33 protein-coding genes and 1 tRNA gene are annotated in these 23041 nt (G+C 60.4%); 16 read left to right on the forward strand and 18 right to left on the reverse strand.

The genetic code is table 11. The features are described from left to right. Positions 1-1179, forward strand: coding sequence for a hypothetical protein (locus QNO18_RS16970; protein WP_283178638.1), 1179 nt, complete (start codon positions 1-3; stop codon positions 1177-1179). 220 nt (positions 1180-1399) lie between these two features. Here the strand turns inward: QNO18_RS16970 and QNO18_RS16975 are convergent, their stop codons facing one another. Genes QNO18_RS16975 through QNO18_RS16990 form a run of 4 tightly spaced genes read right to left on the reverse strand, consistent with a single transcriptional unit; the run spans position 1400 to position 2585 of the window. Further along, a complete protein-coding gene (locus QNO18_RS16975) occupies positions 1400-1561 on the reverse strand; it encodes a hypothetical protein (RefSeq protein ID WP_283178639.1) in 162 nt (53 codons plus the stop codon). After that, a complete protein-coding gene (locus tag QNO18_RS16980; protein WP_283178640.1) occupies positions 1536-1766 on the reverse strand; it encodes a hypothetical protein in 231 nt (76 codons plus the stop codon). The genes QNO18_RS16975 and QNO18_RS16980 overlap by 26 nt, the downstream gene beginning before the upstream one ends. Next, positions 1763-2044: a hypothetical protein gene (locus QNO18_RS16985; protein ID WP_283178641.1), complete on the reverse strand. Its 282-nt coding sequence runs from the start codon at positions 2042-2044 to the stop codon at positions 1763-1765. Before QNO18_RS16985 ends, QNO18_RS16980 begins: the two co-directional genes overlap by 4 nt. 1 nt (position 2045) lies before the next feature. After that, the gene (locus tag QNO18_RS16990) at positions 2046-2585 is read right to left on the reverse strand and encodes a lysozyme (RefSeq protein WP_283178642.1); all 540 of its coding nucleotides are present in this window, start codon (positions 2583-2585) and stop codon (positions 2046-2048) included. Between the two features lie 367 nt (positions 2586-2952). Here QNO18_RS16990 and QNO18_RS16995 point away from each other — a divergent pair, with 367 nt between their 5' ends. Together QNO18_RS16995 and QNO18_RS17000 are read left to right on the forward strand one after the other, a co-directional pair. Next, positions 2953-4152 carry a hypothetical protein gene (locus QNO18_RS16995; RefSeq protein WP_283178643.1) on the forward strand — a complete coding sequence of 400 codons (1200 nt, stop codon included), beginning with the start codon at positions 2953-2955 and terminating at the stop codon, positions 4150-4152. A gap of 224 nt (positions 4153-4376) precedes the next feature. Further along, entirely contained in the window at positions 4377-4607 is a 231-nt protein-coding gene (locus QNO18_RS17000; protein WP_283178644.1) for a hypothetical protein, read from the forward strand. A 445-nt stretch (positions 4608-5052) separates the two neighbouring features. Here QNO18_RS17000 and QNO18_RS17005 read toward each other — a convergent pair whose 3' ends face one another. From QNO18_RS17005 to QNO18_RS17060, 12 genes are all read right to left on the reverse strand, one after another. Then, positions 5053-5379, reverse strand: a complete 327-nt coding sequence (locus QNO18_RS17005; protein ID WP_283178645.1) for a phage holin family protein — start codon at positions 5377-5379, stop codon at positions 5053-5055. A 482-nt stretch (positions 5380-5861) separates the two neighbouring features. After that, positions 5862-8777 (reverse strand): terminase large subunit, encoded by a 2916-nt coding sequence (locus QNO18_RS17010; RefSeq protein ID WP_283178646.1) that lies wholly within the window; start codon positions 8775-8777, stop codon positions 5862-5864. After that, entirely contained in the window at positions 8761-9279 is a 519-nt protein-coding gene (locus QNO18_RS17015; RefSeq protein WP_253188248.1) for a hypothetical protein, read from the reverse strand. The genes QNO18_RS17010 and QNO18_RS17015 overlap by 17 nt, the downstream gene beginning before the upstream one ends. 80 nt (positions 9280-9359) lie before the next feature. Continuing rightward, positions 9360-9557 carry an HNH endonuclease signature motif containing protein gene (locus QNO18_RS17020; protein ID WP_283178647.1) on the reverse strand — a complete coding sequence of 66 codons (198 nt, stop codon included), beginning with the start codon at positions 9555-9557 and terminating at the stop codon, positions 9360-9362. A gap of 337 nt (positions 9558-9894) precedes the next feature. After that, entirely contained in the window at positions 9895-10494 is a 600-nt protein-coding gene (locus QNO18_RS17025) for a transcription termination/antitermination NusG family protein (protein ID WP_283178648.1), read from the reverse strand. Beyond that, the gene (locus tag QNO18_RS17030) at positions 10454-10603 is read right to left on the reverse strand and encodes a hypothetical protein (RefSeq protein WP_283178649.1); all 150 of its coding nucleotides are present in this window, start codon (positions 10601-10603) and stop codon (positions 10454-10456) included. The genes QNO18_RS17025 and QNO18_RS17030 overlap by 41 nt, the downstream gene beginning before the upstream one ends. 208 nt (positions 10604-10811) lie before the next feature. Continuing rightward, positions 10812-11498: a hypothetical protein gene (locus QNO18_RS17035; protein ID WP_283178650.1), complete on the reverse strand. Its 687-nt coding sequence runs from the start codon at positions 11496-11498 to the stop codon at positions 10812-10814. Between the two features lie 57 nt (positions 11499-11555). Further along, positions 11556-12356, reverse strand: a complete 801-nt coding sequence (locus tag QNO18_RS17040) for a phosphoadenosine phosphosulfate reductase family protein (RefSeq protein ID WP_283178651.1) — start codon at positions 12354-12356, stop codon at positions 11556-11558. Further along, entirely contained in the window at positions 12353-13147 is a 795-nt protein-coding gene (locus QNO18_RS17045) for a hypothetical protein (protein ID WP_283178652.1), read from the reverse strand. Before QNO18_RS17045 ends, QNO18_RS17040 begins: the two co-directional genes overlap by 4 nt. Before the next feature lie 9 nt (positions 13148-13156). Further along, positions 13157-13567: an HNH endonuclease signature motif containing protein gene (locus QNO18_RS17050; protein ID WP_092897414.1), complete on the reverse strand. Its 411-nt coding sequence runs from the start codon at positions 13565-13567 to the stop codon at positions 13157-13159. After that, entirely contained in the window at positions 13564-14268 is a 705-nt protein-coding gene (locus QNO18_RS17055) for a hypothetical protein (protein ID WP_283178653.1), read from the reverse strand. Before QNO18_RS17055 ends, QNO18_RS17050 begins: the two co-directional genes overlap by 4 nt. Positions 14269-14416: 148 nt before the next feature. After that, positions 14417-14644, reverse strand: coding sequence for a hypothetical protein (locus QNO18_RS17060; protein WP_283178654.1), 228 nt, complete (start codon positions 14642-14644; stop codon positions 14417-14419). 411 nt (positions 14645-15055) lie between these two features. Between QNO18_RS17060 and QNO18_RS17065 the strand changes: the two genes are divergently transcribed. From QNO18_RS17065 to QNO18_RS17125, 13 genes are all read left to right on the forward strand, one after another. Continuing rightward, on the forward strand, positions 15056-15361 hold the full coding sequence (locus tag QNO18_RS17065; protein ID WP_092897410.1) for a hypothetical protein: 306 nt from the start codon (positions 15056-15058) through the stop codon (positions 15359-15361). A gap of 238 nt (positions 15362-15599) precedes the next feature. Next, the gene (locus QNO18_RS17070; protein WP_143040454.1) at positions 15600-15827 is read left to right on the forward strand and encodes a hypothetical protein; all 228 of its coding nucleotides are present in this window, start codon (positions 15600-15602) and stop codon (positions 15825-15827) included. Further along, positions 15824-16090 (forward strand): hypothetical protein, encoded by a 267-nt coding sequence (locus tag QNO18_RS17075; protein ID WP_092897406.1) that lies wholly within the window; start codon positions 15824-15826, stop codon positions 16088-16090. The genes QNO18_RS17070 and QNO18_RS17075 overlap by 4 nt, the downstream gene beginning before the upstream one ends. Beyond that, a complete protein-coding gene (locus QNO18_RS17080; protein WP_283178655.1) occupies positions 16087-16281 on the forward strand; it encodes a hypothetical protein in 195 nt (64 codons plus the stop codon). Before QNO18_RS17075 ends, QNO18_RS17080 begins: the two co-directional genes overlap by 4 nt. Before the next feature lie 11 nt (positions 16282-16292). Then, entirely contained in the window at positions 16293-16628 is a 336-nt protein-coding gene (locus QNO18_RS17085; protein ID WP_143040453.1) for a hypothetical protein, read from the forward strand. 41 nt (positions 16629-16669) lie between these two features. After that, the gene (locus QNO18_RS17090) at positions 16670-17566 is read left to right on the forward strand and encodes a DUF2303 family protein (protein WP_283178656.1); all 897 of its coding nucleotides are present in this window, start codon (positions 16670-16672) and stop codon (positions 17564-17566) included. Between the two features lie 175 nt (positions 17567-17741). Next, on the forward strand, positions 17742-17936 hold the full coding sequence (locus QNO18_RS17095; RefSeq protein ID WP_283178657.1) for a hypothetical protein: 195 nt from the start codon (positions 17742-17744) through the stop codon (positions 17934-17936). A gap of 79 nt (positions 17937-18015) precedes the next feature. Then, complete coding sequence (locus QNO18_RS17100; RefSeq protein ID WP_283178658.1) at positions 18016-18390, forward strand: hypothetical protein; 375 nt, start codon at positions 18016-18018, stop codon at positions 18388-18390. A 2-nt stretch (positions 18391-18392) separates the two neighbouring features. Beyond that, positions 18393-18827 (forward strand): DUF4326 domain-containing protein, encoded by a 435-nt coding sequence (locus QNO18_RS17105; RefSeq protein WP_283178659.1) that lies wholly within the window; start codon positions 18393-18395, stop codon positions 18825-18827. Next, positions 18820-19101 carry a hypothetical protein gene (locus QNO18_RS17110; protein ID WP_283178660.1) on the forward strand — a complete coding sequence of 94 codons (282 nt, stop codon included), beginning with the start codon at positions 18820-18822 and terminating at the stop codon, positions 19099-19101. The genes QNO18_RS17105 and QNO18_RS17110 overlap by 8 nt, the downstream gene beginning before the upstream one ends. Before the next feature lie 2 nt (positions 19102-19103). Beyond that, entirely contained in the window at positions 19104-19427 is a 324-nt protein-coding gene (locus tag QNO18_RS17115) for a hypothetical protein (RefSeq protein ID WP_283178661.1), read from the forward strand. A gap of 46 nt (positions 19428-19473) precedes the next feature. Next, entirely contained in the window at positions 19474-19719 is a 246-nt protein-coding gene (locus tag QNO18_RS17120; RefSeq protein WP_283178662.1) for a helix-turn-helix domain-containing protein, read from the forward strand. Then, a complete protein-coding gene (locus tag QNO18_RS17125) occupies positions 19716-20771 on the forward strand; it encodes a site-specific integrase (protein WP_283178663.1) in 1056 nt (351 codons plus the stop codon). The genes QNO18_RS17120 and QNO18_RS17125 overlap by 4 nt, the downstream gene beginning before the upstream one ends. A 36-nt stretch (positions 20772-20807) precedes the next feature. Here the strand turns inward: QNO18_RS17125 and QNO18_RS17130 are convergent. Next, positions 20808-20884: transfer RNA gene (locus tag QNO18_RS17130), tRNA-Arg, on the reverse strand. A gap of 91 nt (positions 20885-20975) precedes the next feature. After that, complete coding sequence (locus tag QNO18_RS17135; RefSeq protein WP_283178664.1) at positions 20976-23003, reverse strand: M3 family metallopeptidase; 2028 nt, start codon at positions 23001-23003, stop codon at positions 20976-20978. Between the last annotated feature and the right edge of the window lie 38 nt (positions 23004-23041).

The raw sequence follows: 23041 nt of genomic DNA on the forward strand, positions 1-23041 counted from the left end.
ATGAACCTTAATCCGCCCAAATACCGCCTACGTTTATTCCTTTCTGTTGACTTGGTTGGATCAACCGCCTTCAAGTCGAGGGCTGGTAACTCAAATCTGAAATGGATAAAGGCATTTCAGAAATTTTACGCCGAATTCCCGGATCACTTAACTAAGAATTTCAAGGAAACTGCAGGAGGTATCGACGAAATCGCGGGAAGCGAAATATCGTACGAACCAAAGGTGTGGAAGACTATTGGTGATGAGATACTATTCGTCACCCGCGTCAATAGCGTGACGCATTTAGGTGCTTGCATTACTGCCTTCTCCAAAACATTGATTGATTTTGGCAGGGTCATCTCTAGCTTCGGCTTGGACACAAAAGGAAATGCGTGGGTTGCCGCATTTCCAACTCCAAACATGAGCATTAAGCTCGCTCAGAGTGGATCTGATCCGCTGACTGGCGATGCATCACTGCCCTCGGAGGAACGGGAACTCCTAGTAGACGCGACACCAAGCCAATATGATTTCTTGGGCAAAGGTATCGATGGTGGATTCCGCATCTCTAGAAACTCATCGATCGATGACCTAACATTATCCCCTGCTCTTGCTTACTTGCTTTGCAAAGCTAAACGCATGACCGACGTCACCAAGTTTGACGCTAGGTTCAGCTTTCATGAACCACAAGTATTCAAAGGCGTAGTAAATGGTGCGAGGTACCCTGTTGTATCTCTAAGCACCAGTCGAGACGTAAATGCAGATAAAATGAGGCAGCTGGAAGCAACGCTACTTCAGAAACCCGCAGAAGCGAGGACCGACGAGCTTCTTGATTATCTTGAGCGCTTCATTGCACAAAACGATATCGAGGCCCCTGTTTTGAAATTGACAGATCATTCTCCAGACCCGAAGCCACCACCTCACTATGAGGCATATGTGGAAGAGTGGAAGAGAGATTTCGATGACCTGATATCCACACAAAAATTAGAAGAAAAATCAGCCAATGCTGGACGTGATGAAGCCGCTGACGGCTCGGCGGATAACAGCAATTCCGATGGCGGCGCCCCTAACGGAAGCCAGCACTGGTCAGGCATGATGGATGAGGCAAAAAGAGCACTTGAGGCTGCAATGCGCATCCGAAATGATTATTCAGAAGAGATCCACCGCATCCTCGGAACCAACGCTAGCGGTAAGCAGAATTAGGGCGCTCTTAGCTCACCATGGCCAAACCCGAGTTGGAACCTGACCGATATTGCTCCGCACAACCTTGGCGATGATCGAAGTAGCCGCCCCTTGGTAACGACCAGATCTCCGCAGACACACTTGGTGTGGTGGCGTCGCACCGGGCGATAATGTGATTGCTGTTGAGGCTGATCGCTCCTTGGCGACACGCAAATATCGCCCCTCCAGCCCGATCAGAAAATCAGCTGGCGGGGCCACATCCCGCATCAATCAGCGCGATCAGCCGCGCCCCGCTCACCACCGACCGATCATCCGGCGACACCGCAAGGGCCGCTGCATGATCGGCCCGCGCCGCCCTCGACCCGTCGCAGATCGCCTCACCGCTGGTTTGCGTCCCGCTCACGCATGAGCCGGCGGGCAGCATCAGGATCAGCGCCATGAATTTCAGTGTCCGCATCGATCATTCCCTTCAGGGTTTTGCCGTAGCCTTCCGCTGCTTCCAGCGCGGCCTGCTGCTTTGCGCTCGCCCGGCCACGCCACCACACTGCCAGCAGGGCCAGCAGCACGGCGACGGGCTTCCAGAGCGCGGCGAGGATTGCGCGGATCACTGCCGCGCCCTCGGGTTGGCGGTATAGGGCCGCGCTGACCCAGCCCGCTGCTGAGCGATCACCAGCGCCAGCAGCGGTGCGATCCGCAGCATCCACCCCTCGATCACCACGGGGTCACCACCGAACAGCCAGCCGATCAGCGTGGCCACCGGCGGCACAAGGGCGGGATCAGAGGCGACGGCCGCCACGATGTTCACTGCGAGATCCAACACGATCAGCAGCGAGGGGAAGATCCCGAGCCAGAAGCTGCGGGTCCAGAGAATGAAGATCGGGCGCATGTCAGGCTCCTTTCAGCGAGGCGAGGCAAAGGCGCTGCTCATCGACGCGCCGGTTGGTCAGGCCCCTGACCACCTTGCCGCCGGCCTTGTTCCATTTCGGAAGCTCGTTGCAGGCGGCCACCCAATCCCCGGCATTCGCCCGCTTCGCCAGCGTCGAGCTGCAGGCCGCGCCGGCGCCGACATTGTAGGTCCAGCTGGTCAGCGCGACCTGGACGCCCTGGGGCTGCTGCGAGAGCCCGGGAACGCATTTGACCAGCTGAGCATAATATCCGGCCAGCGAGGCGGTCAGCATGTCGAGGCATTGCTTCGGGGTGTAGCTGTCACCTTGCTTTACGCCCTTCGTCTCGCCGTAACAGACGGTCCAGACCGCCGGGACAGCGATGCGGTCGAGATAGGCCTCTGTCCGCTCGCCCTCCCAGGGCGCCACGAAAATGGCGGCTGCGGCCAGCATGGCCGTGAGGCCGCCTGTGGTAGTGGATTTCGGGCGCGCACGGAAAAGCGCACCGATCCGGGCCAGAAGCCCGGTCAGGAACTGGATCATGTCGATCTCCATGTTTGGATGTGAAAAAGCCCCGCTGCATGGTGGGGCTTCGCTGGGATGAGGCGGCATTTCAGGAGTGGCGAGCTTCCGTTATACGGCGGTTGCTACCGTTTGCAGCTGCAGCACGGAAATTGCATGCGCCTAAGCACGCTCGCCCCCAAAAGAAGGTGAGAAATCGGGCTGTCGCAGATGTGGCATAAAAGCCGCATCAACGCCGAGAATGCGATCATTCATATGACATGCCCTGATGGACATGTCTGGTCTCTTGCACGCGGAAAGCTACGTTCACCGAGTGCCGCAACACTATTGACTCCAATCAACCTTCGCCACAATCTCCGGGAGGCATTACATTTTCTGGCGATATTCTATGAATGATCTGATACCTGCAGCGAATGTGGAACTCATGGCATCATCTGGTATGCCATCACTGCTCCGAAAGATAAGGCCACAGTGGCAAGCGAAATCTCTTATCGACAGAGTTAATAGGCTTGTTGGCGTGGATCCGAGTAGTGCCTGCCAGCGGCTTTTCAATGCTTCGATACACGACCTTCGGGAAAAGGTTATAATTGCAGGTATAGACATCGCGGGTGAAGCTGCAGAGCAGCACAAACTGCCACCCGTGCGTCGCGACGAAGATGTTGAAAACTACTCCGCTTCTAAGCTGATTGATCTCTGCTATCGAATGGGACTCCTAACTCGTCCAGAATGGCGAAGAGTAAGTCGGTGTTATGAAATTCGCAGAGATTTGGAGCACGAGGATGATGAGTATGAGGCAGGTATCGAAGACTGTGTGTACATTTTCACAACTTGCATAGAAGTCATCTTATCAGTTGATCCTGTCAACCTTCTCAAAGTTACGGACGTAAAGCAAATTGTCGAGAATTCCGTTCCTAGCCAGCCAGGTGATGAGCTTCTCGCCGATTTTGAAAGAGCTCCGCAGCCACGACAGCAAGAGATTTTAGGTTTTCTGGTGAGCATTGCTCTTGACAAGAAGCAATCAGACATCATTCAGCAGAATTCATTCAGTTTCCTCCACGCTTTCAGGCCAAGAGCAGCGAATCCAGTCTTGGTAAGCTTAGCGAGCAATTTTCAAGAAAGAGTAAATAGAAATAGCCTAGATGAACGCCATGCCAGAGTTGCAGCAGCATCTGGAGCTATGCCGTATCTCAAACAATCCGCAAGGCGAGATCTGTTTAATTCATACCTGCGCAGGTTAGAACAGATCGGAACTGATTGGAGCGCCCATGATCGACACGGTGACATTCTAAGGCAATTCAGCGATCTGGGTGGTTTTTCCAGCTGTCCAAATCCACCGCGAAAAGAGATTTTGACATGGATGGTGAAAACATACATCGGAACACGCGGAGGATTAACTTCTTATGGAAATGTCAGGCATGTATTTTACAGCAATTCAGCGGCCCCTATTATCAAGGATATAATTACTTCAGATTCGGATATAATCGGGAATGATCTTAAAGATCTTCGCAATGATGAGAAGATTAGTAGCCGCTGCGAGAATGAGCACATCGCTCGCAGGTTTGAAAAGCTACTAGACCTTCTTGAATAGCGTTCTGTTCGTCTGAACTGCGCAGCCATCAGCAACTTGATCCAATGTCGCTGATGGGTCTTCTATCCCGGCCTCGGCCCCCTGAGCATTCCCTAAATCACCAGGCCTGTCCGGTCATAAACCGCCCGCCCGGCACACTGACCGGGCGGGCGGATTGAAAACTCAGGGCCACGCACCATATTCCGGGGATGTTCGCTATCCCGTTCCATAAGCGCCTGCGAGACATGCGGGATCGGACAATCCGGACCCCGGATTACCGGACGGTCTATGCCCACGCGCCGATGGTGGCGCATATGTCAGGCCGGCTTATCGCAGACGACCACCCAGGCTGGGCGAGGATCGAGGAAGCGGTGCAGGCCGCCCGAGCGGGCGATCTGTCGGCGCTGGACATCATCGAACGTGAAATCGGTCGGATGATGGGCGACGGCGTCAAGCCGCCTACCATCCAGGAATGATTACGGCGTTAGGCCCGATCACCAGAGCGATCTTGCTCATGATGTTCTCCATAATGGAAAAAAACCGGCGCGACGGACAGGCCGGTGGAACCAGAGTCACGTAAGCGAGTTAGGCAGATATCAGCTCATTGACGGAGGAAACGATGAATATTGTTCGCTTCTACGCCGCCTGCTGCGCGGCATCACTTGTAGTCGCTGCTACAGCATTCTCTTACGCGCTGAAGGTTCTGTGATGAAGACTCCAGGACCGGTGAAATCCCTTTACTGTCTCGCAGCAAATATGAGGTTTGTCGAAAAGGGGTTGTGGCCACGGATCGTTGAGCGGTTTCAGGATACCCTTGACCTGCAAGAGAGCGAAGCCACCGTCTCTCTCAAAGATGACCGGCTGACCCTTGCGGCCAACTCAGGCAGCTATGAGGTGAAAATCTTAGCTGCTTAGGGTGCATCACCCCTTACGACTGGCCCACCGCTCCACCATCGCCCCGGCCCCGCGCGGGCCGAGGTAGGACAGCACCGCGATCAGCCCGACCGTGACCTCTCGCGACAGCCCCATGTGGGCGCCAGGCGCATCCCCGGCGATGGCCATGCCAACGGCTGTCGGGATTTCCCAGATCAGGTCATAGGACAGGATCGGCCGGCGCCGGGCCCGGACCTCACCGGCATGGTACATCGCGCGACCAGAGAAGGCAGCCAGAAGCGCAGTCGCGGCCCCACCGATGAATTGGTTGATGGTGGCGATCAGGCCGGGATCGGGCGGGGGAAGATCAGTCAAAGGCGCCTCCTGGGCATTCGTATATTCTTGATTTTGCGCAATGCTCGCGCTACGGTTGAGACGGCTCCTCCAATACTACTGCAGGATCCGCCTCACTGCCCCGCCCTTAACCCGGTGGGGCATTTTCATTTTGCAGGGCGTGGCATATGGTCAGTCGTCGCTTGATCTTTTCGGAGATCGCGGCAGACCGGCGGTTGAGCTAGGCCCAACCTGAGCAGCCGCCGGCCACCCCGCCTCCAGCGCTACGGGATTTCACGAATATCGGGAGAAGACCGACGCGGTCTTGATGGTCACGTCGGCGGGGCTCAACCTGGTGCCGACGCGCTGCCCCGGGGTTCTCTGGCCGGTCGGGGCAATGCGAACAGGCGGGAGAGGCACCCCCATGCCCTCCCGCCGCTCAGCTTTTCAGTGAGGCGCTCTGGACTATTGCGCATGAAAAAGCCCGCGCGAGGCGGGGCATGTCAGGTCGGATTGCGGAAGGATCACATGCCCCGGATGGCGTTGATCACATTGCGCGCCATCAGCGCGTGACCGAGCCGGTTGGGGTGGAGGCCATCAGCAAGGTATTTCCCGGCATCGAGGCGCGCGAAGGGGGCGAAGTTGTCGATCAGGTCGAGCGTGTTATCCTGCGCCGCCTCCAGCAGCATCTGTCGAATGTCGCCCATCGTGCATTTGAAGTCCGGCGGCCCGTCCAGCGTCGGGCGATTGGCGCACATCATGATCAGTTTGGCGGTGGGCGAGAGGGTTTTCACCGTGTCGATCAGCGCCTGCGCATGTCCGCGCGCCTCGGACAGAGTATAGGACAGGTCCGGGCGCTTGCCCCGGTCATTGGTCCCGAGCTGGATGAAGATAAACCCATCCTCGGCATCAACCGCCAGACCATCGCCATGGCCGCCCGAGGTCAGCATATTGTTGCGATAGGTCATAAAGGACGTGCCGTTGATCCCCTGATTGGAAATCACGATCTGGCGGCGGAACTCGATGGCATAGGTGTAAAGCGACTGTGTCGCCCCGGCCCCGGCATTGTTCACCGTGCGGATCTCGATATTCGCATCGACGGTATAGGCGGCAAGGGCATGGTGGCGGCGGGTGAGCGCGGTATTTCCATCCTCGCCCAGTGTGGTTGAATAGACACCGCCAAGCTGCACCCCATTGACCCAGACAGTATAATCAAGACAGCCGGAGGCCAGTGCAGCAAAGCAGAACGTGAACTCTTTGCCCGTCATTTTGAAGGCATACTTGCCAGAGCTTGTGCCGCCAGATCCGTCAGTAAACCTATGCTGTGCGCCATAGGGATAGGCGGCGTTGTAAAGGGTCTGCTGCGTAAAGCTGCCCCCGGTGATGGTGACAGTGAATTTCGGCCCGGCCGGGAACACCCCATCCGTGCGGGAGAAGGTCGCGATGCTTTCGCCCGAGGGGCTGGCGGGCCAATTCGAGAGGACCGGCGCGGCCCCATTCGCATACTGCTTGCCGATCCAGCGTTTAAGCTCATTGGCCCAGGAGGCCGTGTTGTAAAGGTTCCTGGCATCCGAACCAGTCGCATCGCGCGGGGCGTCCGCGCCATTCTCGGGAAGCGTCTGGCCCCAGGTGATGCTGTCGCCCAGAAGGCTGATTTTCAGGTACTGGCGGAAGGGGTCACCAAGCGCGCGGGCCAGCTGTGCGATCTGCCTGCCGAAGCGCCAGACTGCCGCAGGGGCGTCGTCCATCTCACCCAGAACCAGAGTTGAGCGGGTCAGACCACCCACGGTGAAAAACCCGTTGACGTATTTATTGCCCGCCGGCAGCGCCGCGACCTGATACGTCCGTCCGCCGAGGTCGATCACCTGTCCGCTGACACGCGCCTCCATCCGCGTGAACGCAGCATCAGCATTGCCAGAGGCCGGTACGTTATAGGCCTCGACCTGACGCACAAGACCCGTGGTCACCGCCCGCAAGCGCACCCCGCCCGGCGTCAGGATCTCCCCGCCGGAGGCCAGCACCTCAAAGGACAGGCCCTCTTCTTTGATCCTGACGATTGTACCTGCCGTTACGCTGGATGGTGTGCCGGGCGTCCCCGACGCCTCTGGCAGCTTTCCTGCCGCCCAGATCCGGGCGCAGATCGCCGCTGCCTCTGCGGCCTGTTCCTCGCCGGTCGCTACAACCTTCAGATCGCCATCCGCCTCGAAATCCCTCAACTGCGGCGCGATCTTCGGGCGCTGTTCAAAAACCGATGGCCGCGCCCAGGCGCGAACCCATAGCAGCCAGACCTTATCCACCTTGCGGCGTCCGAGAACTGCGAGGGCCGCAAGGTCATCTGCACCACCCCAGTCAACGCCGATGGTGCATACCTCGGACTGGTCGAGCAGCTCGTCGAGGGTCAGGCCGTCGCAGACCGCCTCTTCCCAGTGCATAGCGCCGGACCATGCCGAGCCGCCAAGACCAACACCGATTTCGATATTGAGATGCTGGCTGGCCCAGATCTGCTCCGCCTCTTTCGAGACCTTGCCGTTGTTGTCGTAATCGTCCTCGAGGGCCTGCTCATCAATCGAAAGGCCATAATTCGGCAGCACCAGCGGCCAGTTCTTCTTGTCGCGCCAATAGGACTTGTCGCGCTGCAACACCTCTGGAAACTCATAGAGAACCGGCAACATGATCGGCGACTTGCCGCCCTTGCCGTCCCTGATGGCGCGAGCCTTGTCCAATTCGGTCTTCCAGATCCCCGCCGGCGTTTCGTCCGACTGGGTGGTTATCATCAGCACTTTGCCGCGCTGCTTGGTGATGCCCCCACCCCGGATCTGCTGCATCACCTTCGCAGCCTTGGCCTTTTTCCCCAGCTCGTGAAGCTCGTCGAGGATGGTAAGCACCGGGATCTCCCCGGTCACAATCGAAGTATCGAAGGTTTTCACATCCAGCGCAGTGCCGGTTTTGCGCCGGGTGATCGTCTTCAGGTGCGTCTGCACCTTGAAGATGTCCACCAGAATGGGATCGAGATCGATCATCCCGGTGGCCTGGCCGAACAGGCGTTCCGAAATGTTCTGGCTGGGCCCCACCAGCAGCATCTGCCGGTTCGGCGCATCCTCCATGTAAAGCGCGGTCAGGCCGAGGGCCGCAGCATAGGTCGATTTCGAATTCTTCTTGGGCACCGCGCAAAGCAGTTCCCAGACCAGATCACGGTGCGTTTCCGGATCCTCGCTGGCAAGAAACGCCACCAGCAGATCCTTGAACCAGTCACCGCAGGCCGTGGCCAGCGGCGGATTTCCAGCGACATCGGGCAACCGCAGCCGGTTGAAGAAGGCCAGCACCTTCGCCGCCTTCTCCTGATTGAGCGGCACATCCGCCATCGGCGTTTCGCCACGCTGCAGCTTTTCCCACCAGTCCGGACAGGCAAAGCGCGGCAGCGGTTCAATGCCGTCGGGCATTGCCGGCCTCAAGATTCAGCTGGGCAGCCAGGGCGTCATCTGCATCCAGCGCCTTCTGCTCATCGACGATCTTCTTACCGACCTTCGGCTGCGCGCTGTCTTTCGGCTTCGCGGCCAGCTTACGCTCCGATTCCATCCGGTCATTGCGCTCGAGGAGTTGAACGAATAAGCGCTCTGCGCCGACATTCCCGGTCTGGGCATTGCTCCACACCCGCATCAGGCGCTCTGCATCGAGACGATCACGGGCTGCATCACGAATCTGGAGCTCGGATCTAAAATGCCGCTTCAGCGTCGGCACCGAGATGGATTTCCCGGTGCGAGGATCGAGGATCACGCCCGCGATCCGCTCATTCGACCAACCAGCCGCAAGCAACATACTGACTTTGTTAGAATTTTCTTCCGTCCACTCAAAAGCCGGGCGACCACGCCGCTTGTCAGCAGCCAGCCACGTCTCCCCAAAGAGGTTGCGGAAGCCCTCAGCCCCCAGATTTTCACCAGCCATCAGAAAAAAAAATCCCTCGCTGAGGGGGGCGCGGGTCTCCGGCCGCGAGGCCCCCAGACTTTTGATACCCCCCTGTCCGGTCAGCCGTGCAGACCGCGCCGCTCTTCGGCCTGCTTGACCCGGTCGTGACAGCCCTTGCAGAGGCATTGGAGGTTCGACCGATCCCAGAACCGGCCCTCATCACCGCGATGGGGAATGATGTGGTCGGCAACCAGCTTTGACGTATCGCCTTCAAGGTGACCGCAGCGACCGCAGGTAAAGAGCGCACTCTCCAGCACATCCCAGCGGAGATCCTTCCAGCGAGCCGTGTTGTACCAGTTGCGCCAGGGCGACTGGATGCGGCGCTGTCGGGATCGCTCCGCCTCTGACTGAGGCGCCGAGCCGAGCCTACCGGGCGCGGCGACGAAGCGCGATGGCGCTTGCTTCAACCTTCCCATGGTCACCCCGGATAAAGCAAAGCGCCCGAGAGCGTTTGCTCCGGGCGCTATTCAGGCGTGTCAGACAGGCGTGTAACCCATCCCCGCCGCCCAGCAGCTGGGGCGCTGTCTGCAATGGCAGAGGGCCGGTCAGCGTGAGGCTATGGGAACGGAAGATAGACGGCGTGATTCACCCCTGTCAACTGGGCTTCAAAGGGATCAGTGCATCATCGGTCGCGGCAATCAGTGTCTCGCGCCCGAACAGCTCGAATTTCACCATAGCACCGCCCTCTGCCTTCAGCTCCACTACCTCAGCGCGGAAGCCAGCAAACGGCCCGGAACGGAACATGACGCCATCGCCAGATCGCAACCGAGCCTCAGCAAGGCGGCGCGCCCGCAAGGCTGCCCTGGCATCGCGCTGGCCCGCATCAATCTTGCGCATCGCATGGATCTTGCGAAGGCCGGAGCGCTCCAGCACGCCCCACTCACCATTTGATAGGCACAAAGCACCAATGATCCATGGGCAGGACATGACGCGATGCGGCAACGGCTCACCCTTGAAGCGTGCGAAGACATAGCCAGGCAGGTAGCGGCGATGGTATTCGCGCAAAATGCCATGGCGACGCACTTGTCGGGCGAGTACCGGATGAAATGCGGAGACACCCCTGATCCCCAACCACGCCTCGGCCTCATCCTCACGCTGCGGCGCGACACGAAGCGCGTACCAATCCGGCTTGCCCGGCGTGAAGATCGCTGCCCTAGGCCAGACGCGCGGCCAGTCCTTCCATCGTGGCCTCATGCTGCGCGACGGTTGCCCCGCCGGCCCGCTTCAGCCCTCTGGCGGTCAGCGGCTCGACCAGAAGCTTTCTGACCCGTTCCTTGCCTGCCTTCAGCGCATCGCTTTCCATTTCTGCCCCCTTTCTTTTCTCAGCAATTCCCCGGTTATCCACAGGCCGGAACTCGGCCAATCCGGGAAGGAATGTTCTGTTATGTCTTGTTCTGTCATTGTCCTGTCCTGTAGGGCAATTACACCTCAAGAGCCTGAAAATGCGCTGAAATCCCCTGCCAGATTTCAGCGCCGTTACTGTAATCATGTCACCGCATTACAGCGGCATTTCAGTTGCCATCGCCCCGCCCGAGGCTCACCACGCGCGGGATATTGTGAAGTGTTTCGAGACCGGCGAGGATGTTCTCGTCGTTCACAAAGAGACTGTTCTCATCGAGCCACCTGGTCACTGAAGCCACGAGTTCCGCGTTCTCCGAGAAGCGCGCCTTGCCCATGCTTTTCATCTTGGTTTTGACCCGACTGCGCATCGTCGCGAGCCGCTGCGTTTCCCGGCCCGCCGCCTTGGCAGACTTACGGGTTGCGGTGCGCTTTGCGATCTGCGCAAGCAGACCAAGGCCTCCTCGCGCTGATAAATGGCAAAGCCTGCCTCCCAGGTATTCCCCGGTCTCAGGGTCAAGGACACGCGCAGGCGCCCAATCATGAAGCGCAAGCGGTCTCATCTCTCGCCAGGCATCGATATCCTTGACCTTGGCCTTGTCCGCCAGCAGCTCATCATCGTCTGGCAAGGTGCCGGCTGGGTTCTCTTTCAGCGAGGCATTCCAGAGGATGACCGCAACCCCGATCACGTCGAAACGCTGCAGGCGGGTCATCCGGGTGACAAAAGTCCCGTCCAGAAACTTGTGCAGATGCCACTCGACCCACTCATTCGTCACCAGCAAGTCACCGAAGGCGAGAGGGTAGATCATCGCATTGGTTCCTGCGGCCATGACGCTGTCGCCGCCAAAATCCTCAATCAATTCTTCACCCCTTTCGTCAGAACCACACAGATCCCCTCAACCAGCGCGCTCGGCACTTCAATCGCCTTGGCGTTCCATGAAGTCGCGCAGCTCGCGCTTGCTGAAACGCATGGAAAACTGGCCATTATCCTCCGGGCGCCCTTTGCTGGCTTCCAGCGCCGCGATCCGCGCCTCTGCGGCTTCCCACCACGCATGGCGATCAGGGAAGTCTCGGGCAAGCACCGCCTGCGACCGTTCCGATTTCAGGAAACAGCCATCACAATTCCCCAGCCAGCAGTTGCCCCGAACATTCGGCAGGCGAAGGTCAAAGGGCTGCGACTGCCAGAACGCCGCCACGTGGCGGCGCGTGACCATCGCATCGGCCAGCGGATACCAGACTGACCAGCGCTCTTTCGCAGGATCGCCCCGCAGGCGCGCAGGTTCATCGGCCCGAATGCCGGTGGCCACTGTCCAGCGATCCCATTCGAGGGCAAGGCAGTAGCGCTTTACCGGCCTGACCTTCATTTCAGTGGTGCAATAGCGGGTGACCTTGTTCGGCAGGAACTGCTTTGCATCAATCAGCGCGTCGAAAGGCTCGCCGTTCCGGCTGGCGCTGTTATGGCTGACCACCTCAAAGAATGGGGCCTCGCGCCGGTATTCCAGCCAGACGATATTAACGCCCCAGCGGTCGCCGCACTCCTGGACGAAATCCAGCGTCTCGGGCATTTCCCGCCCGGTATTCTGAAATGAAACGATGCAGCGTTCAGGCAGGCCGCCATTGGCCTCAAGGATCTTGTGCAGCATGTAAGCGCTGGTGCGACCGCCGCTGAAAGCGATCTGCACATTTCCCTCCGGCAGGATGTAGGGCGAGGCGCTCATTCCTTCACCTCCCCGTCAGCCGATGCAGGCGGAGGGGTGCGAAGGGCGGCGACAGGCATCTGCGCATACTCGTTTCCGGTCACACGGCGGATGAACGGCCCATTTCCACCAGCGCGAAAGGCTTCCCGATCCGCCTCAGTGTCAAACCCCGACAGGCCCGTTTCAGGCTCGTCCCGATACCACACCACGCGGTCAGGCTCGATCTGACCGGGATACTCAGGCCGCCACCAGCGCCGCCGTTCTTCAAGCATTCCTGCGCCCTTGGCCTTGCGGATGGCCTCATTCACCCCGGCGCTGACCGGCTCGGGGGCGGCGGGAACCAGACAAACAGACTTGATCTGTGTCAAAGACACATTTGACCTGTCGGCACTCTGATGTGCGCTGTTGTAAACAGTGCTGTGGCCGTCGCCAGCATCTCCGCCTTGCAAGGCGGCGGCCTTTTCTTCTGCTCGACGCAGAGCCGCCTCCCCCTGTGCCTGAGAGGCGGGGAGAGAGGCGAGGGCATCTCGGCAGTTTTTCGCGCCGAGAGCGGGATGAGGCTGGCGCATAGATCTCCAGCCATCCATCACGGTTTGGCGGGCTGCCAAAGCCGCCCCCCTGCTGATCAGGTCGCCCTCGGGCGTGGGGGGTGATGGTATCGCCCTTTCAGCCTGTCCGGCCGAGGACGCCACAGCGGCGAGCGCCCCAGGGTGGTGGCCGGGGATGGCGGAGGAACCACCCTCCCCCAAACCTGCGCCGGCGGCGGCTACAGTGAGATCTGCGCCGGTGTTTTGCTCGGGATGATCTGACATATCGGCCCCCTATCGTCTGGTGACGGGTTCCCGGGTGTCGCGGTGAAGAACCCTGCCACCCGGCTGAATTATGAAGTTTTTCGCGTTCTGCCCGCCGACCGGTCGGCTGGACTTCGGCTTGAGGCCGAGGTGATTTCCACGAACGCGGGCGACCTTCGCCTTGAGCGCCACATCGGCGGCGGTTTTCTTGCCGTGGCATGGGCCGCAAAGCGCCTGCAGGTTGCTCTCGCGGTTCTCGCCCAGATTGATCAGGGCGGTAATGTGATCGAATTCCGGGCGCAGCTGTGCGCAGAAATCATTGCGGCATTCCGCGCAGCGACCATCCTGCGCATCGAGGATGCGGGATTTGACCCACGATGGCACAGCCGTGTCTGGCGTTTTGCCGATCCATTCCGGGTGCTTGCGGGCGGTCGGGGTCATATCAGCACCGCCCCAGCATCAACCGGCGCGAACTCGCCCGGCTCGGCCGGATAATCGCCGTCCCGTTCAAGATTGCCCCGGCAAGGCGCGATCCAGCGGAAGCGGGTTACAGAGCCCTGATACCGCGACCGCCAGATGATCCAGCAATAGGCCGTGGCAGTTGTGCCGCCCGGCCCCGCCAGCTTGCCGCGATGCATCGGCACCCTTTCCGTGAATTGCAGAACATCCGACGGCGGCATTACCGAAAACAGGTCGCGATACCGACCAACGCCCTCAAGGAACGCGCTGCGGACGATCACTGCGATGCCGTGCCGGCTGGTGCGCAGGCCGCGCTGGATGAACTGCTCAGCCAGGCGGAAAGGCGGGTTCATCACGGTCCAGTCGACCAGTTCGGGATCCGGCCCGAACAGGTAATCGCGCACCGGAAACCCGGCGCCGTAATCATGGACATCAGCGGCATCGACAGTCGCAAAATACTCACACAGCACCCGCACCATGTGCCCTCTGTTGGCGCAGGGCTCGCGAGCGGCCAGCACCAAAGGGTGATCCTCAGCACCCTCAGCGGACACCTTGAGCCACTCACAAAGGGCGCGCGTGGCCCAAGGCGGCGTCGGGAAATCGTCGAGGCTGTCATGTGGTTCGACCCGGCGCTGCATGACAGCCGTCGACACGTTCTGCCCCTTGGGCGCAGCGGCGGTCATTGCCCTGCCCTCCGGCGCTCAATTTCTCTGGTCAAAAACTTTTGCAGCGGGATCAGCCTGCTGGCTGCCTCCCTGGGCAAAAAGGACACGCCGGTCAGCGCCATGATTGCGGCGCTGACCCCTGCCCTGATTGCCCCCAGAACCAAGATCATCCCCGAGCCTCCAGAAAATCCTGGAACGGGCGACCGGCCAGCGCGACCACATCGCCCGAGGGCCGGTTGATCCCCTGCCACCAGTTCAGTGCGGTCTGATACCGGACGCCGAAAGCGACCGAGACCTCTTCGGGGTTGCGGTAGTTTTCGTGAAGGAAATCAGACCAGAAACCGGCGAACCGCGCCCGGAAAGAGCGAGGCTCAAAAACTTTTGACCATGACATTTGTGTGGGTCCTTCCCCATGTTGAGCGCAGGAGACGCGATCAACCGGGTTTGGATGGGAAAGGGACGAGGGCGCTGTGTGCTTCATCACGCAGCGTCCTTTTCATCTTTAGGAGGGAGCACTTCGAAGGAGAACAGGGAGCGAGGCGGTGGCTCGACCCCAATCTCTGACGCAAGAGCCAGTAGCGCCGAATACCAGCGCGGAGGCAGGGAGCCTGCTGTCACGTATCCATGAAGCGTCGAGGATCCCATGCGAAGCCGAGCGGCCACCGCGCGGTAGCCACCAAGAGCATCGATAAAGGAGCGAGCATTTTGATACATACCGCATCTTACAATCTGATTATTTCAGATCGTCAAGATCAGATTGCGATGCTGTTCGATTTTTTCAGATCAAACCGTTAGAAGTCGGGTCATGGATATCGAAGAAAAAGAGCGCATCGCGCGCTTCCGAGACACATCTCCCGAAGCGATAGCGCTGCGGCTCCGCGCAGCCAGGTCACTTGTGGCCGAACAACAAAAAGACTTCGCCGCGCTACTGAACATCAATCCAAAGACCTACCACTACCAAGAAAAAACCGGCGCGCCATCATTCCAAGTGCTTGATTATCTCTACAGAAACGCCCGAGTGGGCCCAAACTTCGTCATCATCGGTGAGATGCTTCCGCTCCCCGGCGACGTTCAGCTCGCATTGATAGCCGCTCTCCAGCGCGCCAACTGACAATCGGCCACAGGACTCGCTGCGGATTTATCCCAAGTTTGTGCAGCAGCACGATCAGCCGAATCGTGATCCTCAAATCCTCTCCTCCCATTCATCCGCTCACGCAAAGCGCGAGTGGCGCTGAGATATGCGACCATCATGCGGCATAATTCTGTCTGAAAAAATCAGATTGCAAGATTGACAGTCTGATTTTTTCAGATCAATGTCCACCCCCATCGCAACCCGATGGAGGCCACCCGTGCCCGACTATCGCCCTTCCCAGATCGAGCGCGCCCGGCGGATGCTGGCGCGCCCCGATCCTGCGCTCTCGCCCGCCGAGCAGGCCTTTCAGGAGCGCAAAGCCCGCCACGTCCTGAAATCGGCAGGTGTCCCGGTTGACTGTATAATCCTCCAGCTGCCCAGCAGCGTGGCCGAGGCCGGGCTGAGCAACCGCCGCCTCGATCAGCACCCCGGCGGTGCCGCATGAGCGCCCGCTGGTATTACGAGACGGTCTCGCCCGAGGGCCGCTGGATGCCGCATCTGGCAGAGACCCGCCCCGAGACCGTGATCCATGGCGGGCATTTGCGCCTGCAACCCGCCAGCGGCAAAGGCCTCGGCCCGCGCATCCGCGCGCTGTCCAGCATCCACCCCGGCCTGGCTGATCGCAGCGTCGAGGAATTGCAGGCCATTCTCTCGCCCGACATCAACGGCGCCGCGGTGAACCCGCCCAATCCGGGAGCGGCCGCATGATCCCGCGCATCTCTTACGCCCGCGAGGTCAGGCGCTTTCTGTTCTGGCGCCGCTTCTGGCAGGCGATGGATCACCTCACCACCATCGCAATCGTGGTCTTCCTCGCCATTCTGGTCGTGATCAGCGCCCGGATGATGCTGACCACCCTTCTCTCCCTCACCTTCACCGGCACCCCGCCGGGATGCTGCTGAAAGGATCTGGCATGTCTGCGCCTGAACTGAACTTCCTTCAATTCGTGCAAACCTTTCGTCGGGGCGAGTTGCTCGACGACTGCAACCAGAAACTCAACGAGTTGATGGACGCGATCGGTGAAACCGGAAAGAGCGGCAAGCTCGCCCTGACTTTCGATTTCAAGATCGCGAAGGGTGGCCACCTTGAGGTCACTGCCACGCCGAAGATCTCGAAGCCCAGCCAGGCGATCCCGCCGGGCATCTATTTCACGAACGATCAGAACCGGCTCACCCGGCGCGACCCGCGCCAGATGGACATCGAGGACGAGATCGAGCGGCAGCGCGAGCGTGACCGCGAGACCGGCTGACCGCATCCACCTTTCCCTTTCCACCCTCAAAGGAGCCTGCAATGGCCAAAGAGAACCAGACCGAGACCGCGCCCGATGGCGAACTGATATCGCCCCTCACCCTCGGCTTCGATGTGCGCAACCCCGGGGAGACGCTGGAAACCATCCTGAAAGGCGCGCGCCTTTTGGATCCGAACATCGCGGGCCCAGATGGCCGCGCCTATGTCGCCCTGCCGCATGACTTCAGCCTGCACGAAATGAAGGATCGGGCAGAGTTGCCCCCCTGGCAAAAGCAGCGCGTGATCGTCGATGACCGCGCCTCGCTTTCGGCCTATGCCAACCGCTTCTCGGATGAGCGCTCGATCATCATCGCCGATTATGACGCACTGACCATCTCGGCCCGGCTCGACTGGCACCACGACAACCAGTCGCACAACACCGGCACCCCCGGCCCGAACGAACACAGCGTTACCTTGAAGCTGCGCCCCTCTGAGGAGTTCAGCCGCTGGGATGCTTTTGTGAAGGCGAAGTTTCAGGATCAGGAGACCTTCGCGCGCTTCCTGGAAGAAAACAGTTCGGACGTGCTGCACCCCGATCCTGCAACCCTGATCGAGATCAGCCGCGACTTCGAAGCCACGGTCGGCCAGACCTATAAGACCTCGACGCGCCTCGACAATGGCGACCGCAAGATCTTCTTCGAGACCGAGAACCGCGCGTCCAACGGTGTGACCGTGCCGAAGAAGATCACGCTGAACATCCCGTTCTATAACGGCGAAGAGCCGTCTGACCTCGAGGCGTTGTTCCGGTGGCGCCCGTCTGGTGGCGGCGCAGTCGTGTTCGCCCTGGAATGGCACCGCGTCGAATATGCCCGCCGGGCACATTTCACCGCCATCGCCTACGCCGCTGCCGAAGAGACCGGCCTGCCCGTCGTCATCGGTCGCGAAGCTCCCGCAGCCTGAGTTTCGCAGGCGCGAGCGGCATGCCTTGCCCCGCGCCTACTTGCCCCGGTGGCGCCCTGCCAGGTGACCACCGGGGTTTTTACCCCGACCGGGGCGGCGGGTGATCCGCCCCAACCCTCCCTGTTGGACCTCTCTCGGCCAGATCAAAGGCCGGGAGCTTTTTCCAGGAACCGATATGACCCTGCATTGCGATAAAACCGGCCGCCACTGGCCCTGCGACAGCTTCTCGCAGGCGGTGCGTATGGCTCCAAACCTTGGCCTGACCGACTGGACATGGTGCCAGGGCGATACCACTCCGCCCACCATGCGCGAGACCATCGCCGAGATGCGGCGCCGCCCGCGCCACCGGATTACCGCGGGGATCGAGTGATGCTGGATCAGTCGCCCCGCATAGCCTGCCGCCCGACCGCGAGCCCGACTTCATCATCGGCACCGCTGAGCGCCCCTACATGCTCCGCTGGTGGATGATCCCGCGCAACGAGGTCTTCAACGTCTACTACCACCGCATCCTGCGCGACGACGACGACCGCGCCCTGCACGATCACCCTTGGCCAAGTTTTTCGGTGATGATCGCAGGCCAGTTGCGCGAAATCACTGCCGACGGCGCGCGCATCATCCGCGCTGGCGAGTGCGTGTATCGCGGCCCGGATTTCGCTCACCGTCTGGAATTGATCGACGGCCAGCCGTGCGAGACCCTTTTCATCACCGGCCCGAAGGTCCGCGAATGGGGCTTCCACTGCCCGCGAGGCTGGGTTCACTGGCAGGACTTCGTTGCGCCGGGCGAGCATGGCCAGGTTGGTAGCGGCTGCGGGGAGATGGGATGATCATGCGCGACCATACCCCATCCTCCCGCGTCCAGCTTTCACGCGCCAAAGGCTCGCGCCTGCCGGCCAATACCGTACGCTGCGACCGTTCCACCATGTTTGGCAATCCATGGGTACCGGGCGAGCCCAGTGGCTTGCGCATCCCGAACGGATCACTGCAGGGGAAAATGGATTGGTATCCGCCGATCCCCATGAGCGAGATCCTGACGCCGGAACGCGCGGTTGCGCTTCACGCTGACTGGCTGCGCACCGGTAACCCCTATCTGCCCGCAGGCCTGAGCGGGCCGGATGTGACGCGCTGCATCGACGCCCTCGAAGAGCTGCGCATTGCAGTCCTTGAGCGCCTGCCCGCCCTGCGCGGTCACTGCTTCGCATGCTGGTGCAAGCCGGGATCGCCCTGCCATGCCGAGACGCTGATGGAGATCGCTAATGGATGATCGTGTTCAGCTTTATGTCTGTGAGAACTGCGGCAGATCCATCCACGAAGGCGAAAAGTACCAGCCCGCTGACGATGCGAATTTTTGCGAGGAGCATGCAGCAACTCTCGCCGATATCCTTGCCTTCTGGGAAGGCGATGTCGCCGACCAGTCTGGTGATGCCTACTGGCCGGATGAGTTCGAATCCCTCGAAGACGCGCAAGAACATGTCGCTGAACTGCGTGAGCGCGTTGCCCGCGACGGCGCAGACTTCAAGCCGCTGCGTGAGGCCTGATTATGGATGGCCACACCATTCCCCACACCTGCAAAGGCAGTCTCGCCATAGCCGAGGAGACCATTGAAGTCTGCTGGGACGATCCTGCCGCAGCAGCGCAGGTTCTCGCATTTGCCGCGATCATTGCAGCGCTGAAAGCCGGCATCACCATCGGCGAACTCGCCCAGCACGTCATCCGGATGGAGGAACCTGCCCGCGTTCTGACCGGCACAGGCCAGCTCGCGAAACCGGCGCCGAATTGCGCGCGCTGCGAGGACACCCGGTTTCTGGATAGCCACTTGATCCTTGAGCAGTGCCCGGACTGCAACCCGGAGATCCCGAAATGACCCGGGCGAACTGCGCCCATCTGATGGTGAGGGAGGAAGCGGCATAATGGGGAAGCACGCACCAGTCAGCTACCAGCCCCGCTTGCTAGGGTCGCAAGAGGCCGCAACATATCTGGGCGTCAGCGAGACCACGCTTCGCGCGCTGGAGATCCCTCGCCGCATTATGGGCGGTCGCAAGCTATTTGATCGCCTCGACCTTGACCGATATGCGTCTGAACTGCCCTATGAAGGCGACAAGGCAAATGCCGACGAGGTAGATCTTTGCGATCAGCATTTCGGATTGAAGCGGTGAAGCTGCCCCGGGTGCAAAGGATCCGCCGCGGGGACAAGGTGCTATGTTACCACCGGCCGACTGGTACACGCCTGCCGGATCTCCCCGAAACCCACCCGGAATTTATAGCCGCCTGGGCCAGGGCCGAGGCGACAGTGCCGGACTATGCGCCTAAGCTGGACAAGGGTTCAGTCGCAATGATGGTGCGGAACGTTCGCGCATCGAAACGCTGGAAAGGTCTGTCCACGACCTACAAGGTCAGCCTCAGATTTCATCTGGAACGTATTGAGGGCGCCCATGGCACCCTTCCCGTCAAAGGTCTGCGCGAGAAACACATTGCGGCCGACCTCGCAACGCTCGACCCCAATCCCGCCAATGCCAGCCTTAAATGTTGGCGCCTTATCTTTGCGCAAGCAAAGGTCGACAATGTCATCGAGACCGATCCAAGCCTCGGGATCAAGAAGGCGCAGACGAAAAGCCCCGGCCACGCCGCGTGGTCACAGCATGACGTGGACAGGTTTCGCGAACACTGGCGCCCCGGAACCCGTCAGCGCGCCGCCTTCGAACTTCTGGCATGGACCGGCGCACGGGTGAGCGATGCTGCAACCATGTGCCGATCACATATTGCCAGCGATGGGCTGCTGTCGTTCCGCCAACAAAAAACCGGCGGGCTTGCACATGTGCCTTGGACCTCGCCTCTGCCCGCCTGGGCGAGAGCGTGGGAAACGGAACGGGAAGAAGTGCGCGCCATCGTAATGGCAACTGCCGGCTTCACCCTGCTCGAAACGTCATTGGGCAAATCCAGAACCGTAAAAGGGCTGTCGAACTTCATCACTGCGGCCGCCGTGGCTGCTGGAATAACTGGCAAGACGCCTCACGGGCTCAGAAAGTATCGCCTTTCAGCAATCGCGGAATCAGGAGGATCAGCCCATGCGATCATGGCTTGGGGTGGCCATGCGAGCCTGGCGGAAGCAGAAGCCTATACCCGGGCAGCAAGTCGCAAAGCCGTGGTAATCGGGGCGGAACAAGAACAGAACGCTGTAAACGAATTAAAAAATACCAGTAAACGGTGATTTTAATTCAACAAAAACAACGCTCTGCAAGCTATGTGGTGATCCCGACAGGACTTGAACCTGTAACCTGCCCCTTAGGAGGGGGCTGCTCTATCCAGTTGAGCCACGGGACCGACCGCGCCTTCAATGCACAAAATCCCACGTCATGGCAACCTCCGGGGCTGACCAGGACGCGGGTTTCTGCGGCGATGTGCCTTTGAGGGGTCAGACCGGCTCGAGAAGCCCCCTGCCCTTCAGGAGCGCCTCCACCCCAGGCATGGCGCCGCGGAACTTCAGATAGAGCTGTTCCGGGTCTTCCGAGCCACCGGCCGAGAGGATGAAGCGCTCAAGCTTTGCCGCCATTTCCGGGTCAAAGGCATTGCCGGTCTCTTCAAAGGCAGCAAAGGCATCGGCATCCATCACTTCCGACCACATATAGCTGTAATAGCCCGAGGAATACCCATCGCCGGAAAACACATGTGCGAATTGCGGCGTGGCATGGCGCATGGGAATCGCATGCGGCAAGCCGATCGCGGCAAGCACCTCGGCCTGTTTCTGCATCGGATCCTGGGGCGCGGGGCCGGAATGGAATTCCAGATCGACCAGAGCCGAGGCGAGAAATTCGACCGTGGCAAAGCCCTGATCAAAGGTCGAGGCCCCCAGCAGCCGGTCGCGCAGATCTGCGGGCATCGCTTCGCCGGTCTGGTAATGACGAGCATATTCCTCCAGCACTTCCGGCACTTCCAGCCAGTGCTCATAAAGCTGGCTCGGCAGTTCGACGAAGTCGCGCGCCACGCTGGTCCCCGAGATGAAGCCATAGGTCACATCCGACAGCATCTGATGCAGCGCATGGCCGAATTCGTGGAACAGGGTCCGCGCATCGTCATAAGACAAGAGGCACGGATCCCCCTTGGCAAAGTTGCAGACATTGACCACGATGGGGCGCTGATCACCGCCCAGCCTGCGCTGCGAGCGGATCGCGGAACACCAGGCCCCCGACCGCTTAGAGCCGCGCGCGAAATAATCGCCGAGGAAAACTGCGATATGGCGGCCGTCACGGGTCACCTCCCAGCCGCGCACATCCGGGTGGTAGAACGGCCCGTCGAGCTCGCGGAATTCCAGACCGAAAAGCCGGGTGGCACAGCCGAACATCGCCGCCAGCATCGCATCAAGCGAAAGATAGGGCTTGATCACCGCCTCATCGAGATCATGGTCCGCAAGCCGCCGCTTCTCGGAATAATAGCGCCAGTCCCAGGGTTCCAGCGGCCCCTGAATGCCATCGGCATGCAGCATCGCCTCCAGCACCTGGCCATCCGCCAGCGCCTTTTTGCGCGCCGGCGCCCAGACCCGCATCAACAGATCCCGGACTGCCCCGGGCGTCTTCGCCATTTCCGGCTCCAGCTTGAAATGCGCGAAATCCGCATAGCCGAGCAGCTTTGCCCGTTCTTCGCGCAGGGCGAGCGTCTCGGCGGCAATGCCGCGATTGTCGGTCACCCCGCCATTGGCGCCGCGCTGCCCCCAGGCCTCCCATGCCTTTTGCCGCAAGCCGCGCCGGGGCGAGAATTGCAGAAACGGCACGATCAGCGAACGGGACAGCGTCACCACCGGACCAAGCCCGCGCTCCGCCCCTGCCGCGCGCGCGGCCTCGATCACAAAGCCCGGCAGGCCTTCCAGATCATCCTCGGCCAGCTCCATGAACCAGCTGCGCTCATCGGCCAGAAGATTTTGGCTGAAGCTGGTGCCAAGGCTCGCCAGCCGCGACTTCACGGCGGTCAGACGTGCCGCCGCCGCGCCGCCGAGCCCAGCGCCCGATCTCACGAACATCTGCCGATAAAGCTCCAGCACCCGCAGCTGCTCTGCAGTCAGCCCCAGATCCGCGCGCGCCTGCCAAAGCGCTTCGATCTTCGCAAACAGCCCCTTGTTGTTGGTTACTTCCGAGGAAAACGCGCTCAGCTTCGGCGCCAGTTCGCGCTGCAAGGCCTCGCGCGCCTCATTGGACTCCGCACCGGCGAGATTGTAAAACACCCCCGCCACCTGATCGAGTTCACGCTCCGCCAGTTCCAGTGCCTCGATCACCCCGGCAAAATCCTGCGCCTCGCCGGCACTGATCGCGCCAATACGTTCCCGCGCCGCCGCCAGTGCCGCATCGAAAGCCGGCGCGAAATCCTCATCCCGGATCCGCGCAAAAGGCGGCAACCCGAAAGGCGTGTCCCAGTTTTCCAAAAGCACATTCATCGCGCAAACCTCAGCCATTTCATCTGTCTCTAAATATCCCGGGGGAGGCGCCCCGC

Source organism: Gemmobacter sp. 24YEA27, from assembly GCF_030052995.1.
GTDB lineage: Bacteria > Pseudomonadota > Alphaproteobacteria > Rhodobacterales > Rhodobacteraceae > Pseudogemmobacter.

Bases quoted from the DNA above. Each gene is read 5' to 3' on its own strand.
- QNO18_RS17120 (WP_283178662.1), top strand. From the start codon at position 19,474: ATGGGGAAGCACGCACCAGTCAGCTACCAGCCCCGCTTGCTAGGGTCG.
- QNO18_RS17105 (WP_283178659.1), top strand. From the start codon at position 18,393: ATGCGCGACCATACCCCATCCTCCCGCGTCCAGCTTTCACGCGCCAAA.
- QNO18_RS16970 (WP_283178638.1), top strand. From the start codon at position 1: ATGAACCTTAATCCGCCCAAATACCGCCTACGTTTATTCCTTTCTGTT.
- QNO18_RS17000 (WP_283178644.1), top strand. From the start codon at position 4,377: ATGCGGGATCGGACAATCCGGACCCCGGATTACCGGACGGTCTATGCC.
- QNO18_RS17065 (WP_092897410.1), top strand. From the start codon at position 15,056: ATGGATATCGAAGAAAAAGAGCGCATCGCGCGCTTCCGAGACACATCT.
- QNO18_RS17045 (WP_283178652.1), bottom strand. From the start codon at position 13,147: ATGTCAGATCATCCCGAGCAAAACACCGGCGCAGATCTCACTGTAGCC.
- QNO18_RS17040 (WP_283178651.1), bottom strand. From the start codon at position 12,356: ATGAGCGCCTCGCCCTACATCCTGCCGGAGGGAAATGTGCAGATCGCT.
- QNO18_RS17110 (WP_283178660.1), top strand. From the start codon at position 18,820: ATGGATGATCGTGTTCAGCTTTATGTCTGTGAGAACTGCGGCAGATCC.
- QNO18_RS16985 (WP_283178641.1), bottom strand. From the start codon at position 2,044: ATGCGCCCGATCTTCATTCTCTGGACCCGCAGCTTCTGGCTCGGGATC.
- QNO18_RS17085 (WP_143040453.1), top strand. From the start codon at position 16,293: ATGTCTGCGCCTGAACTGAACTTCCTTCAATTCGTGCAAACCTTTCGT.
- QNO18_RS16995 (WP_283178643.1), top strand. From the start codon at position 2,953: ATGAATGATCTGATACCTGCAGCGAATGTGGAACTCATGGCATCATCT.
- QNO18_RS17075 (WP_092897406.1), top strand. From the start codon at position 15,824: ATGAGCGCCCGCTGGTATTACGAGACGGTCTCGCCCGAGGGCCGCTGG.
- QNO18_RS17090 (WP_283178656.1), top strand. From the start codon at position 16,670: ATGGCCAAAGAGAACCAGACCGAGACCGCGCCCGATGGCGAACTGATA.
- QNO18_RS16990 (WP_283178642.1), bottom strand. From the start codon at position 2,585: ATGATCCAGTTCCTGACCGGGCTTCTGGCCCGGATCGGTGCGCTTTTC.
- QNO18_RS17010 (WP_283178646.1), bottom strand. From the start codon at position 8,777: ATGCCCGACGGCATTGAACCGCTGCCGCGCTTTGCCTGTCCGGACTGG.
- QNO18_RS17060 (WP_283178654.1), bottom strand. From the start codon at position 14,644: ATGTCATGGTCAAAAGTTTTTGAGCCTCGCTCTTTCCGGGCGCGGTTC.
- QNO18_RS17100 (WP_283178658.1), top strand. From the start codon at position 18,016: ATGCTCCGCTGGTGGATGATCCCGCGCAACGAGGTCTTCAACGTCTAC.
- QNO18_RS17095 (WP_283178657.1), top strand. From the start codon at position 17,742: ATGACCCTGCATTGCGATAAAACCGGCCGCCACTGGCCCTGCGACAGC.
- QNO18_RS17055 (WP_283178653.1), bottom strand. From the start codon at position 14,268: ATGACCGCCGCTGCGCCCAAGGGGCAGAACGTGTCGACGGCTGTCATG.
- QNO18_RS17135 (WP_283178664.1), bottom strand. From the start codon at position 23,003: ATGGCTGAGGTTTGCGCGATGAATGTGCTTTTGGAAAACTGGGACACG.
- QNO18_RS17030 (WP_283178649.1), bottom strand. From the start codon at position 10,603: ATGGAAAGCGATGCGCTGAAGGCAGGCAAGGAACGGGTCAGAAAGCTT.
- QNO18_RS17025 (WP_283178648.1), bottom strand. From the start codon at position 10,494: ATGAGGCCACGATGGAAGGACTGGCCGCGCGTCTGGCCTAGGGCAGCG.
- QNO18_RS17080 (WP_283178655.1), top strand. From the start codon at position 16,087: ATGATCCCGCGCATCTCTTACGCCCGCGAGGTCAGGCGCTTTCTGTTC.
- QNO18_RS17015 (WP_253188248.1), bottom strand. From the start codon at position 9,279: ATGGCTGGTGAAAATCTGGGGGCTGAGGGCTTCCGCAACCTCTTTGGG.
- QNO18_RS17115 (WP_283178661.1), top strand. From the start codon at position 19,104: ATGGATGGCCACACCATTCCCCACACCTGCAAAGGCAGTCTCGCCATA.
- QNO18_RS17050 (WP_092897414.1), bottom strand. From the start codon at position 13,567: ATGACCCCGACCGCCCGCAAGCACCCGGAATGGATCGGCAAAACGCCA.